The sequence below is a fragment of the Bifidobacterium longum subsp. infantis ATCC 15697 = JCM 1222 = DSM 20088 genome (assembly GCF_000269965.1).
Classification (GTDB): Bacteria; Actinomycetota; Actinomycetes; order Actinomycetales; family Bifidobacteriaceae; genus Bifidobacterium; species Bifidobacterium infantis.
In genome coordinates this window covers 1,138,071-1,151,544 of sequence record NC_017219.1, presented here as the reverse complement: position 1 = coordinate 1,151,544, position 13,474 = coordinate 1,138,071, and the positions used below count along the sequence as shown (strand labels likewise).

General features: G+C 60.6%; 7 protein-coding genes. 3 read left to right on the top strand and 4 right to left on the bottom strand.

From position 1 onward, the window contains the following. Nucleotides 1–29 precede the first annotated feature (29 nt). Nucleotides 30–1,121 (top strand): septation protein SepH, encoded by a 1,092-nt coding sequence (gene sepH, locus BLIJ_RS04905; protein WP_012577332.1) that lies wholly within the window; start codon nucleotides 30–32, stop codon nucleotides 1,119–1,121. A gap of 9 nt (nucleotides 1,122–1,130) precedes the next feature. On the opposite strand, the gene BLIJ_RS04900 is transcribed toward sepH, so the two are convergent. Beyond that, nucleotides 1,131–2,399, bottom strand: coding sequence for an alkaline phosphatase family protein (locus BLIJ_RS04900; RefSeq protein WP_041981812.1), 1,269 nt, complete (start codon nucleotides 2,397–2,399; stop codon nucleotides 1,131–1,133). 250 nt (nucleotides 2,400–2,649) lie between these two features. Here BLIJ_RS04900 and BLIJ_RS04895 point away from each other — a divergent pair, with 250 nt between their 5' ends. Continuing rightward, nucleotides 2,650–5,379, top strand: a complete 2,730-nt coding sequence (locus BLIJ_RS04895; RefSeq protein ID WP_012577330.1) for a DNA gyrase/topoisomerase IV subunit A — start codon at nucleotides 2,650–2,652, stop codon at nucleotides 5,377–5,379. Between the two features lie 145 nt (nucleotides 5,380–5,524). Next, entirely contained in the window at nucleotides 5,525–6,313 is a 789-nt protein-coding gene (locus BLIJ_RS04890; RefSeq protein ID WP_012577329.1) for a response regulator transcription factor, read from the top strand. 10 nt (nucleotides 6,314–6,323) lie between these two features. Here the strand turns inward: BLIJ_RS04890 and BLIJ_RS04885 are convergent, their stop codons facing one another. Genes BLIJ_RS04885 through BLIJ_RS04875 form a run of 3 tightly spaced genes read right to left on the bottom strand, consistent with a single transcriptional unit; the run spans nucleotide 6,324 to nucleotide 13,335 of the window. Then, complete coding sequence (locus tag BLIJ_RS04885) at nucleotides 6,324–11,057, bottom strand: DEAD/DEAH box helicase (RefSeq protein ID WP_012577328.1); 4,734 nt, start codon at nucleotides 11,055–11,057, stop codon at nucleotides 6,324–6,326. A gap of 15 nt (nucleotides 11,058–11,072) precedes the next feature. Beyond that, the gene (locus BLIJ_RS04880) at nucleotides 11,073–12,065 is read right to left on the bottom strand and encodes a ribokinase (RefSeq protein WP_014484746.1); all 993 of its coding nucleotides are present in this window, start codon (nucleotides 12,063–12,065) and stop codon (nucleotides 11,073–11,075) included. Between the two features lie 43 nt (nucleotides 12,066–12,108). Next, nucleotides 12,109–13,335 carry an MFS transporter gene (locus BLIJ_RS04875; protein WP_012577326.1) on the bottom strand — a complete coding sequence of 409 codons (1,227 nt, stop codon included), beginning with the start codon at nucleotides 13,333–13,335 and terminating at the stop codon, nucleotides 12,109–12,111. Between the last annotated feature and the right edge of the window lie 139 nt (nucleotides 13,336–13,474).

Below are 13,474 nucleotides of genomic sequence, written 5' to 3'. Positions count from 1 at the left end.
ATGTCTTTGCGACGGAAAGTGGTGCGAATATGCCAGATGATCGGCTTGAAAAAGCCCGTTTCGTACGCGTGAGCAAGACGGGGGACCTCGTATTCTCCATTGGCGGCGGGGAAATGGCTGTGAGCGTGGACGACACGCTCGAACGGGCGATTCTTGAGGCCAAGCAGGTCAGAAGCGAGATGCGACAGGCTCCCCAGCCGCATCAGCAGTCCACTTTGCCGATTTCCCAGATACAGTCGCTGATTCGCGCCGGTGCCGATCCGGCCCGCGTCGCGGAGAAATATCATCTGAGCGAAACGCTGGTACGTCGTTTCTCCATGGCCGTGGAGACCGAGAAACAGTATGCCATCGAACAGTTCCTTGCCGTGGCGGCACCCAAAGACAGCAGGGTGCGCACCATCAGCGAACTGGTGGAACGCACGCTGGCCTCTGCGGGAATCGGCATGGAATCAGTGACCTGGAAATCCACCCGACGCGGACTTGAGCCTTGGCGCATCGTGGCGATATTCACTTCCGCGGGCCGTGAGATCCATGCCGAATGGACGTGGAATATGCACGACAATTCCGTAATGAGCCTGAACAATGCCGCTCGAAAACTGCTCGGCGAACAGAATCCGGAATCAGCCACGGATTCCAAACTCAAGCCGACGATTCCTGAACTGCCCGGCGACTCCGTACGTTCCGCGCGTATCGAGCGCGCCGTGTCTGCTTGGGCTGCACCTACGCCTTCGATTCCGGCCGCACGGCCTGCCGCAATCCGGCCCTCCGTCACTTCCACAGGTTCCATGCCCCCGGTGGACCTATCCACGTCCATCTCACCGGCCACGAACCAGGCTCATGACGCTACGGCCCCAAGCCCGGTCTCTTCGCAGACCGCCAGCTCTGTTTCGTCATCTGCCGCAGGATTGCAGCAATCGCCTGCCACGGCACCAGAGCAGGGTTCTGACAATATTTCGGACAAGACCATACGGCGTGGCCCCGATGCACAGCTGGTAGCCACCGAGCAGGAGCGGGCGGCCGAATCCGCCGCCACCAAACACGAGGCACCAGCCAAACCGGCCAAGCGTAAATCAGGGCGTTCGGCCGTACCAAGCTGGGACGAGATTCTGTTCGGAGACTGAATTTCCGAATCAGGCCATATCGATCAGGCAGGGAATATCCATTTCCAATGCCGTTTGGGAGCCATGCACGCTCGGCAGGTGAGTGGCTTTGTCTCCTTGCGTACGCGAATCGACGAGGGTCACGGCTCCCGCTGCCTGCACGACCACATCGCCAAGCATCGGCCGGACTCGCTCGCAGACCGGTCCAAACAATCCGTCCGCGATGGCCTCATCCCTGGTTCGCACCAAGGCTCGGTCTTGCAGGTAATCGCGCCACCGGCAAGCTATATCCTCAGGTCGTTCATCCGGCTCGGCATACAGCATCAGCGAGCGCGGCTCTCCCCCGACCAGTGACACGCCTCGGGTGAGCTGCGGTTCAACGGCGATGTCAATCCGCTGGTCCATGTCGGTTTGCACCATGCCGTGGTCGGCCACGATGACGATCAGCGTGCCTTTGGGTGCGCTGCGTTTCAGGAGCGCGAGCTGGGCGTCGATATGTTCGAATGCGGCCACCCAGTGTTCGGAATCCCACCCGTAATTGTGGCCGACTTTGTCGGCGTCACGGATGTACAGGTAGGTCAGGCCGGGGGTGCGTGAGGCGCGTGAGGCGGCCAGCACACGATCACGTGGGGTGACGTTGCCTTGATAGTCGGTGCCTCGCAATGCGGCTTCGGTCAATGGTGATCTGGAGAACTTGGGCAACCCCGAGCTCGTGACACGCACCTCTTGAGCCGCAAGTTTCTCGAACACCGTCTCCTCGCGCTGCAGGTCGAACGGATCGACCATGGGCGGCACAGGAATGTGCGGATTGGCTGGTCTGGTTGCCAGCGCGTCTTTGAACTGGATGAGTTGGATGAGCTTATGGCTGGCGGGTTCGAGCTGCGTATAGCCCGCCATTGCGGTCAGTCCCGGGCAGGTTCCGGTACCGAATGCGGCCATGGCCGCCACAGTGGTGCTTGGAGCGCAGGTGGCGACGGGACGCTGATTGGCGCTTTCGTTCATCAGCGAACGCAGATAGGGCGCGTGGCCGAGGCGCATGGCGAGGTTCCAGAAGCCGAGGCCGTCCACGAGCACCACGATGGCCGATTCGGCGTCGGGCAGTCCCAACGCGCGCTGGCAGGCCTTGGGATCGGCGTGGACCTTGGTGGGAGTCGGATGTCCGATGGCGGCGGACAAGGCGGGCAGCACGGCGGACAGGTGCAGCGCTCCCCCACGCCGATCGGCCGGGACGTCATCCCCATAGCCCACAGTGGGCACCAGCCGCAGCAACTCGTCCATATCCGGCGTCTCAACACTCATAGTTGCCCATTCAAGTAGCACCCCTCCCCTTGGCTCAGTGCGCAGAGAACGGTTCTCGATAACAACCGTGCGCTCCAACGCACATAATCAAACAAACGCACATCGACTGAAACACTGGAATCACGCCGTTCTATCGGCAGACATGTGCGATTGGCGCATCGAAACCAGCGCACAGTTGTTATCGAGAACCGTTCTCTGCGCACTGTTTCGCGCCCTCCCGCTAATATGGGGGCGTTCGAAAGGGAGTTTCATGGCATCACACCGCAAACCGTCCGCGCAAACCTACGATCCGCGCACGGTCAAGGAGCATATCGTCGAGACGCCGCTGAACGAGGAGATGAGCAAGTCCTTCCTCGAGTATGCGTATTCGGTGATTTACGCACGCGCACTGCCCGATGCGCGCGATGGCTTGAAGCCGGTGCAGCGCCGCATCGTCTACCAGATGGGCGAGATGAACCTGACTCCCGACCACCCGTATATGAAGTCCGCCCGCGTGGTGGGCGAGGTGATGGGCAAGCTCCACCCGCACGGTGATTCCGCGATCTACGAGGCCATGGTGCGTTTGGCACAGCCGTTCGCGATGCGTCTGCCGCTGGTAGACGGCCACGGCAATTTCGGCTCGCTGGATGACGGCCCCGCGGCCTCCCGTTACACCGAGGCCAGGCTTGGCCCGGCGGCTCTCGGCATGAACGCGGATATCGATGAGGACACCGTCGACTTCACGCCGAACTATGACAACAAGCTCAAGGAACCGACCGTGCTGCCGGCCGCCATCCCAAATCTGCTGGTCAACGGCGGCTCGGGCATCGCCGTGGGCATGGCCACGAACCTGGCCACCCACAATCTGGGCGAGGTGGTGAACGCCGCCAAGTTCCTCATGGCGCATTCGGACGCCACCCTGGAACAACTGATGCGTTACGTGCCCGGCCCCGACTGGCCCACCGGCGGCACGATCATCGGCCGCGACGGCATCCGTGAGGCCTACGCCACCGGCCGTGGTACGTTCACCACGCGCGCCGCCACGCATATCGAGCATGTCACGGCCCGCAAGCAGGCCATCGTGGTCACCGAGCTGCCGTACATGGTGGGCCCAGAGAAGGTAATCGAACGTATTTCCGACGGTGTGAAGAACCGCAAGCTGGAGGGGATTTCCGGCGCGTTCGATCTGACCGATCGTCATAACGGCACGCGTATCGTCATCGAAATCAAGACTGGTTTCGACCCGCATGCGGTTCTGGTGCAGTTGTTCAAGCACACACCGTTGCAAGACAACTTCGCCATGAACAACGTGGCGTTGGTGGAGGGCCGCCCGCACACGATGGGTCTGAAGGAGATGCTTCAGGTGTGGGTGGACCACCGCCGTGTGGTGATTCGCCGCCGCAGTGAATATCGCAAGAAGAAGGCGCTGGAACGCCTGCACCTGGTCGAGGGCCTGCTGCTGGCCATGCTGGACATCGACGAGGTGATTCAGGTAATCCGCACCTCGGATGATGCGGATGCCGCGAAGAGCCGTTTGATGGTCGTTTTCGATTTGGACGAGGTCCAGGCTCAGTACATCCTCGACCTGCGTCTGCGCCGACTGACCAAGATGAACCGCATCGAACTTGAGGCCGAACGCGATGACCTGAAGAAGCGCATCGAGGAGCTCACCCGCATTCTGGCCTCCGCCGAAGCGCTCGACCAGGTGGTCACCGACGAGATGGACGAGGCGGTCGCCAAGTGGGGCTCGCCGCGTCGCACCGTGCTGCTGGACGCCGACCCGGATGGCACGCTGACGCCGGTCGTGGCGCAGGGCGCCGGGGCTTCGGGTGTGTCCAAGTCCGCACTCGAAGCAGTGAAGGCCGCCACCACGATTTCCTCCGCCGAAGCCGATGTGGCCGCAGCCGCAGCAGCAGCCAAGAAGACCGGCGAACAGTCCGCGCTGACCGGAGCCTTGAAGATCGAGGACGAGCCGTGCGTGGTGATGATGAGCGCCACCGGTTTGATTGCCCGTACCACGCCAAGCGCGATGGACGTGTTCAATGCACGGTCCGCATCCGATGAACGTCTGCGAGACGATCAGATCACCACAATCTTCGAGACTTCCACGCGCGCCACGTACGGGCTGGTCACGTCGGCCGGCCGCCTGGTGCTCGCGCATGTGGTTGATTTGCCTGCCTTGCCCGCTGCCGCCACATTGTCGCTGAAGGGCGGAGTTCAGGCCGACGAACTGATCGGCATGACCGAATCCACCGATCCGATTCGCGGTGAGCGTGTGATTACGGCGATTGCCATGGAGCAGCCGACGTCCGGCAAGGCCAGTGCCAAGGATGAGAGCGAGGATGGCGGGGCCGCCGAGGCCAAGCCGTTGCCGTCGCTGGCTATCGGTACCCGTAACGGTGTCATCAAGCGTTGGAATCGTGAGGCACCCACCACCATGGATTCCTGGCCCGTCATTGATCTGAAAGATGGCGATGAAGTGGTATTCGCCGCCGTGGCCGAGGATGACGACCGTCTGGTGTTCATCTCCTCCGATTCCTCGCTACTGACCTTTGAGGCGAAGAACGTGCGCCCGCAGGGTCGTACCGCGGGCGGTATGGCCGGCATCAAGCTGGCCGAGGGTGCCCGTGTGGCGGCCTTCAACGTGGTTCCCGCCGGCAAGGTGGCATGGACCTATGAAGAGGGCGAGAACGGCTTGACTTCCGGATCCGGTGCAGTGGTGCTCACCGTGGCCGGCGATTCCGATGCACTGCCCGGCACCGAAAACGGCGCGGCGAAGGTCACTCCGCTGGAAATGTACCCCACCAAGGGTCGTGCTACCGGCGGCGTGCGTTCCCAGCGCTTCCTCAAGGGCCAGAACACGCTGATTCTTGCCTGGGTGGGCCTCTACCCGTTGCACGCTTCCACATCCGCAGGCTCCCCGGTCGAGCTTCCCAAGCCCGATATGCGCCGAGACGGTTCCGGAGTGGACCTCGCCTCCCCCATCGCCTTCATTGCGTAACCTCAATTAAGCTCCCTCTGATGGGCCGAGCCGTAAAGCAAACACCCCCAGTGGGGTGTTTGTAGGCGAGGAACGAACGACAGTGAGCCAAACAATAGAGAAGAGACCCTAAACCCGACCTACACTAAGCATCAAGGAGGTGGCGATGAGACTACTGGTTGCCGTATCCAATGAACCGTTGGCCCGCGCCATTCGTGGTGCCCTACTTGCCGGTCGTCATGAAGTGTCTTTGGCAAGCACCGGTAGTATCGCGCTCGCCGCTGTCGCCAAGGAGTCATTTGACGCAGTGATTCTTGATGAATCCCTGCTCGGCAGTTCCACCAAGCAGCTCATCGAATCCCTACGCAATGCCCGTGCCTCCGTCAAGATTCTGCTGCTGACTTCGACGCCACTCAGCAAAACCATTGGCGAAGGCAGCCGCTGGCGAGCGCTGCCTGACGAGTACGCCCCTATCGAAGAGACGCCCTACAGCTCCTTCAGCGCGGATTCACGCGCAAACAACTCAGATGCCGAAGCCGAACAACGCTCGGACAATGCCGCCGCTAGCGCACAAGCTAACGTACGACGCCCGGATGCCGCGCTGAGCAAACCATTCTCCGATGGCGAACTGCTCTCATACGTCGGCTCGCTTGCCACCGACTCCCCCGCCATGATCATTCGTGGCAATCTCACGTTGGACACCACGAATCACAAGGCCTACTACGCATCCACGCGCAGCGCAATCTCACTGTCCCGTCTGGAATACAGTTTGCTTGAAGCACTGGTCAAGGCTGATGGTCAGTTCGTCAACACCAGCGAATTGGTCAAGCTCGTCGGTGGCCCATTCTTCGAGCAACAAGGGCTCCTCAAGAACGCCCTCTACACACTGGATAAGAAGCTCACCCGCGCCGGCCTCATCATGACCCAACGCGGCTCCAACTACCGCATTCGATAGTTGGGCTCAATCAGTACAGCCGCATGCCTCGGGGAACGGGGGTGAAGCCGGACTGGTGGAGGATGCGGGCGAAGGGGTGACGCGCGTTGAGGGGTTCGCCATTGATGTCGCTGAACGTCACGGAACCGGTGCCATTGCGTTTGAGGGCGTAGGCCAGTTCTGTGGCGGCCTTGCGCATCTGTTCGTCGGAATCGTTGGCAGCGGGTTCATGGTCGACCGATTGATCGAACGCCGTCAGGTGCTTGGCTTTGGCAGCCGCGTATAGTAGCGTGCCTTGCGCATTGAGCACGACCATGGCTCCGATACGGCGTGCCGGTTTACCCGCACCGGCAGGCGCGTCCGGCCACGCGATGGCGGAGCCACTGAGATTTGCGGGGTCGAGCACACTCAATGCCACCACGGACTGGCCGCGATGCTCTGACGGATGACGCAACGCATCCACGGTGTCGTGCTCGGCAAATTGGGCCGCACCGAAACCACGGACGAACATGCCTCGTACCAGTCGACCATGCTCCTCCATGCGCTTCAATACCGGATACAACGCTGAGTAGCCACCCGGAATATTATCCTTGTCAATCACCGGCTGCGCGATGACGCCATACCTGTCCAGCAACGTCTCGACCAGTGCGAGTGCCCGTTCGGTCTGGTCAGTGTCTTCGCCTTCAGCTTGCCCGATCACGGCAGACCACAAACCTCCTAACGTCATATCCGTCGTGGCTCGGCGAATCGGAGCGACACGCCCACGACGACGTGATGTAGTGGATTTACGCGGGCTTGCTGCGCCTGCGGTTAATGCACGCACCGGCGCGAAGCTGGAATTGGTGACCTTACCTTGCCAGACCAAGCTCCACAAGGCATCCTTGAACTGCTGTTCGCTCCACTCTTGCGGAATGATTTCGCCGGTGTTTGGATTGATGTCCGGCTCCGCGGCCTCATTCCACACACGTTTGGCGGCATCCATCAGTTGACGGGCATGGAACGCTCCCCCTGAGTCCAGTGCGGCCAGAATCGCTTCCGGCATGGTGGCGTCTGAGGCGTTCGATGTCGTACCATGTTCCACATCGCTGAGCAATATTGAATCCGCCGGATAGAAAGCAACCTCACCGGGGTCCATCGCACTGGTTCCCCCGGTTTTTGAGCCGACCCAGACCACATCGCCGCTGGTCAGCAACTCATCCAGCAATGCAGGTTGGTAGTCTCGTACTCGTGCGGGGAATACCGCCGACTCCCAGAGTGCAGTGGGCAGTGATATGCCCTCCAGCTGCTCGATAACGCGCATGAGCCCGTCAGCACCTTCATATCGTTCGCCGCCGACCGGCCCGATACCTTGTCGGTCGATAAGAAACATCTGGAACGCCTCTGGTTCTACTGGCTGGACTGCTTTACGCGCCTTGGCCAATGAGCGAGACCGAATGCGACGGAATACGTCCTTATGGAGCCACTGTTGGCCTTGCTCGTCATCATCTACAAAGTGGCCTTGCAGCAACTCGCCTTTGGCAGCCAGCACATCCAGAGTGTGCACGGCATCCGTAGCATCGAGGTGTAGGTCGGTTATGAGCTGATCGGCGGTGAAAGGACCATGGGTTTTGGCGTAACGGGTCACGCGACCAGTCACATCATCGTCGGCAAGTTCATTCCAGAAAGTGCGCTCCCCCAGTTCCTGTTCGACTTCGCGAATCACGTCCGGATTCAGCACTTGTGCCATGTCGGTGGTGCCGAGCAAGCGTTCGAGCACGTGCGGATCGAGAGACAACAGTCGCGCGCTGCGCTCGGCCTGAGGTTGGTCATACTGGTACATCACCACGCCGACGAAGCCAAAGAGAATGTTCTCGGCGAAAGGCGATGGCGATTCGGTCTCCACGTCCTTCACGGTAATGATGCCGGATTGCAATCCGGTCATCACCTCGTTCAGGGCAGGCATGTCGTATACGTCTTGCAGACATTCGCGCGCGGTTTCCAGCAGCAGCGGGAAGTTCTTGGCCATGCGTGCGGATTGCAGGAGCTGTGCGGCGCGCAGTCGCTGCTGCCATAGGGGCACGCGACGGCCCGGGTCGGATCGCGGCATGAACAGTGATCGGGTGGCGCATTCGCGGAATCGTGCGGCGAATAGCACGGACTCGCCCACTTGACGTTCTACATCTGCTTTGAGGTCTTCTGGGTCGAAAAGGACCAGGTCTTGAACAGGAATATGTCCGTCACCGTCCGGTAGCTGAATGACGATACCGTCATCGGCGGCATATACCTGCCCATCGAAACCGTAGCGTTGGCGCAGTCTGCGGCTGATGGCCATGGACCACGGTTCGTGAACGCGGCGGCCAAAGGGGCATAACAGCACGATGCGCCATCCGCCGTCTTCATCGCGGGTCCGTTCCACGATGAGGGTTTGGTCGCTGGGAACTGTGCCGGTGATGGCTTGTTGCTCGGAGAGCAGGCGGGCCAGGTTGGTGATGGCATTGGGGTCTAGGCCATCTCGGTGGAGGCGAGTGAGAATTGTTGGGATGAAGGTTGGGACAGCTGGACCTTCTGCGGCAGACCTCCCCTCAGTCCGCTTCACGTCTAATCCGGCGGCGATTTCTCGGGTGAAGCGGGCTATGGTACGGCTGAAACCGTAGTCACGGCCAGCGCCTTCACCGTGCCAGAACGGCAGACGGGCGGTGCGGCCCGGAGCCGGAGTCACGACCACACGATCACGGGTGATCTCCTGAATCTGCCATGTGGAGGTGCCGAGCGTAATGACATCGCCCACGCGCGATTCGTAGACCATCTCCTCATCCAACTCGCCGACGCGACGCTGGCCTTTGCCGGCGTCCGCCTCAGGCAGGACCACGGTGTACAGCCCTCGATCGGGAATCGTACCGCCAGAGGTAATGGCCACTTTCTGCGAACCGGGACGGGCGGAAATCAGGCCATTATCCTGATTCCATACCAGTCGCGGCCGGAAGGCCGAGAATTCCTCGCTGTTGTATTCGCCGGACATCATGCCGATTGCCGCATCGAACATGTCACGTGGCAGTTCGGCAAACGGCGCAGCACGGCGCACCGTGGCATACCAGTCATCAGCGTTCAAATCGTGCATCGCGGCAGCGGCCACGGTCTGCTGGGCAAGAATATCGAGCGGATTGCGCGGCACGGCCAATGGTTCTATATCGCCGGCAATCATGGCTTCCAGACTTGCGGCCCCAGTGACAATCTGCTGACGGGTGAGCGGGTAGAACAATGCGTGAGAGACGCCACCGACCTGATGATCGGCACGGCCTACACGCTGCAATCCGGAGGAGACCGACAATGGCGTATCGACTTGAATCACCAAGTCGACCGAACCCATATCAATGCCAAGCTCCAAACTGGAGGTGGCCACCACGCAGCGCAATTCACCACGCTTAAGCCGTTCCTCAATCATTTTGCGGCGATCTTTGGAGACCGACCCATGATGAGCCATGGCGATGACATCGTCGCCCTCATGTGAGCCGACAAGCATGGTGGTGGAGCCGACCACAGCATCGTAATGTGTGGAGAACCCTTCGCGGCCTTCCGGAGAGCCCGGATCACGCACAGTGTCGGGATTGGTGCCATGCCGGGTCTGCGCATAGAGATCATTGAGGCGCGCGGTGAGCTTTTCGGCCACACCACGCGAATTGACGAAGACCAATGTAGTGCGGTGCGCGAGAATCTCATCCAAAATGCTGCGTTCCACCACGGGCCAAATGGAACCGGAGGTACGGTCGCCCGCCGCTCCAACCAACGCGGAGGAATCGAACGCATCACTCGCATCAGAATCGTCCCCAGAAGTGGAAGAAACATCTCTATCATCCACCGGCACAATGCCCCTGCGTTCGGCAAGTCGCTGCATGGCCGGCGTGACACCGCTGATATGCGGAGCGGACCGTTCAGCCTCCACGCCACCGACACGCTGCTTGGCATTCACGGACTGCAAATCACGCATGTTTTCCAACGGCTCAATCATGCGCAGATCCATTGCAGGCCGCCCACCGGGATTCACGATGGTAACCGGTTGCCCGCCGCCCAGGAATCGCGCCGCCTCTTCAGGCGGATTCACCGTAGCGGATAGACCAATGCGCTGCATATGACGATCGCCGCGGCCAGCATCAACGGCGGCATCACCGCCCTCATCAGCATCTGCAACGATCGCATCTCGCTTGCGCGATTCTGCGACAAGGTTCTCCAGCCGTTCAAGGCTTACCGCCAAATGTGCGCCGCGCTTGGTGCCCGCTACTGCATGAATCTCATCGACGATCACCGTATCGACAGTGCCGAGAATCCGCCCTGCTTTCGAAGTGAGCAACAAGTACAACGATTCTGGCGTGGTAACGAGGATATCCGGTGGATGGGAGGCTATGCGCCGCCGCTCCTGTGCGGTGGTGTCGCCTGAACGAGTGGCGACCGCGATCTTCGGCACGGGCAGCCCTTGCGCCTCGCATTGTGCGGCAATGCCCTCCAAAGGCTGTTCTAGGTTCTTGGCCACATCGACCGCGAGCGCCTTTAACGGCGAGATATACAGCACACGCACACCGGCACGCCGCGTACGTGGCACGGTCATCAGCCGGTCAATGGCCGAGAGAAACGCGGCCAATGTTTTGCCGGAGCCGGTAGGTGCGATGACCAAGACATTACGACCGGAATGGATTGCCGGCCATGCCTGAGCCTGTGCCTCGGTCGGCTGACCGAAGGCATGCTCGAACCACACCTTGGTGGGTTCGGAAAACAGGCTCAGGGTTTCGTACATATGTACGATTATAGGTCAGCTGAAGTAGGCGATGACTTCTTCGGCGGTGCCGTAGGCGCTTTGGGCACCAAGCTTGGTGGCCGCATAGGCGGAGACATAGGAGCCGATTTGCGCGGATTGCAGCAGCGTATGGCCAGCGGCCAAGCCAGCCAGCACAGTTCCCATGAACGAGTCGCCGCAACCGGTGGTGTCCACCGCATTGACTTGCGCGGCGGATACGCGATGCCAACGTCCGTTCTCGATCACCACCGCCCCCGACGCACCAAGCGTCACTATCGCCCGGTCGAATCCGTAATCGGTGAATCGTTCGGCGACCTCATACCAGTCGAGTGATTCCACATCGCCGTCCGGTAGACCCAGCAGTTGAGCCGCTTCATGCTGGTTGACCAGAAGAATATCCGTGGCTTCCACCAGTTCGTGAGGAAGCTCGTCCATAAATGGCGAGTCGTTGAGCAGCACGGTCACGCCAGCGTCATGCGCGGTCTGCGCGGCGGCGATAACGGTGGAAATCGGGCTCTCCAAACACAGTCCCAATACCGCGCATTCGGCGATGGTCGTGCGATGTGATTGCACATAGCTGGCACTTGCCTTGGCATTGGAACCCGGCGAATAGACGATGGTGTTCTCGCCCTCAGCGCTCACGGTGATTACCGTGGTGCCGCTGGGGCCTTCAACGTGCAGGATATCGGCGGTGTCGACGCCGGCCTCATCCAGCTTGCCTAATAGGAAGTCCGCGTTGGAGTCCTCGCCCACCGCGCCCAGCAACTGGACATTGACACCGAGGCGAGCAGCGGCAGACGCCTGATTCGCGCCTTTGCCGCCCGGCAGCACTTTCATGGCACCACCATTGACGGTTTCGCCTGGCTTGGGCAGTCGTTTGGTGGTCACGGTGTAATCGGCGTTCATCGAGCCGACCACGATTACCGAGCCCGGCGCATCCTTCAGCGCTTCCAATCGTTCCCGTACGGGCTCGGGCATCTGTTTATGTTCTTCTTCACTTATCACCATGGGCTCCAAGCATAGTAGGCGGCGGGCCCAAATGCGCGCATGATCAGCCGCGCAACTTACGAAGACGCTCGTGCATGGCCACCATCAGCACCAAGAGCACCAGCAAATACCACGGGTAGAGACTGATTGTCACATATTGCGCGATGATGCCGAACAGTGGCGGCATGAGCAGTGAGCCCACATAGGCACAGGCCATCTGCACGCCGACGACGGCCTGCGATTTGTCTTCGCCGAAGTAGGCCGGCGTCGAGTGGATGACGCACGGATAAATCGGCGCGCACCCGAAGCCGATGACCACCAGCCCAACGACCACGCCAAGGTGGTGAGGCAATGGCACGAACATGGTGAGGATGCCGGCGAGCACCAGCACTTGGCCGAGGCGAATCATGACCGGGTCCTTGAATCGCATGCTCAGAAAGCCGGAAAGCGCACGCCCCACGGTGATGCCTACGTAGAATAGACCGGCCCAGCTGGCGGCGGTGATCTTGTCGATGCCGCTGTGCATCACCATGTAGCTGGAGGCCCACAGGCCCGCCGTGGATTCGATGGCGCAGTAGCAGAAGAACATCACGAGGATTTCCTTGGCACCGCGAATGGCGAGCACGCCGGCCACGCCGAGCGGTTTGCGTTCAGCAACAGACGCCCCTTCAGCATTACCACATCCCTCGGCATTGCCGTCAGATGATGCGGCGCCATCGGTCGATTCGCCACCCCCAGTCGTGCCACGTTTCTTCCACAGCGGCAGGCTCAGCACCAGAATGACGGTCAGCATCACCTGCAGAATCGCGATGTACCGATAGCCCCACGGCCAGCCTTGGCCTTGAGAGAGCGCATAGCCCATGATATAGGGGCCGACCGATGCGCCGACGCCCCACATGCAGTGCAGCCAGCTCATATGCCGGCTTTCGTAGTGAATGGCTACGTAGTTATTGAGCGCCGCATCCACGCCGCCCGCGCCAAGGCCGTACGGTATGGCGATGGCCAACAGCACCCAGTAATTCGGGGCAATGGAGAAACCGGCCAAGGCCGCCGCAGTCAACGCCACCGAAACGGCGGTGACCTTACCGGCCCCGAATTTCAATGTCATTCGGTCCGAAAGCAGCGCCGAAACAATCGTGAACATGGAAATCACTGCGGAGATGCCGCCAGCCCACGCCACCGGCACGTTCAGATTCTGGCTCATGGTGGGCCACGCGGACCCGAGTAGCGAATCCGGCAACCCCAGACTGATAAACGCCACATAGATGACGGCAAGCAACAGAATGGCCATGTTCCATCTCCCATTCACAGTACGGCATCGGTTGTGATAACGATGTCATCAGTCTATCGAATAACTCATGGGCAACACGAATAAAACATATGACAACGTGCTCACCTCAAACGCCAATTACGGAAATTCTCGGTAAGCA

Coding starts and splice junctions, on each gene's coding strand:
- sepH (WP_012577332.1), top strand. CDS start 30: ATGCCAGATGATCGGCTTGAAAAAGCCCGTTTCGTACGCGTGAGCAAG.
- BLIJ_RS04900 (WP_041981812.1), bottom strand. CDS start 2,399: ATGAGTGTTGAGACGCCGGATATGGACGAGTTGCTGCGGCTGGTGCCC.
- BLIJ_RS04895 (WP_012577330.1), top strand. CDS start 2,650: ATGGCATCACACCGCAAACCGTCCGCGCAAACCTACGATCCGCGCACG.
- BLIJ_RS04890 (WP_012577329.1), top strand. CDS start 5,525: ATGAGACTACTGGTTGCCGTATCCAATGAACCGTTGGCCCGCGCCATT.
- BLIJ_RS04885 (WP_012577328.1), bottom strand. CDS start 11,057: ATGTACGAAACCCTGAGCCTGTTTTCCGAACCCACCAAGGTGTGGTTC.
- BLIJ_RS04880 (WP_014484746.1), bottom strand. CDS start 12,065: ATGGTGATAAGTGAAGAAGAACATAAACAGATGCCCGAGCCCGTACGG.
- BLIJ_RS04875 (WP_012577326.1), bottom strand. CDS start 13,335: ATGGCCATTCTGTTGCTTGCCGTCATCTATGTGGCGTTTATCAGTCTG.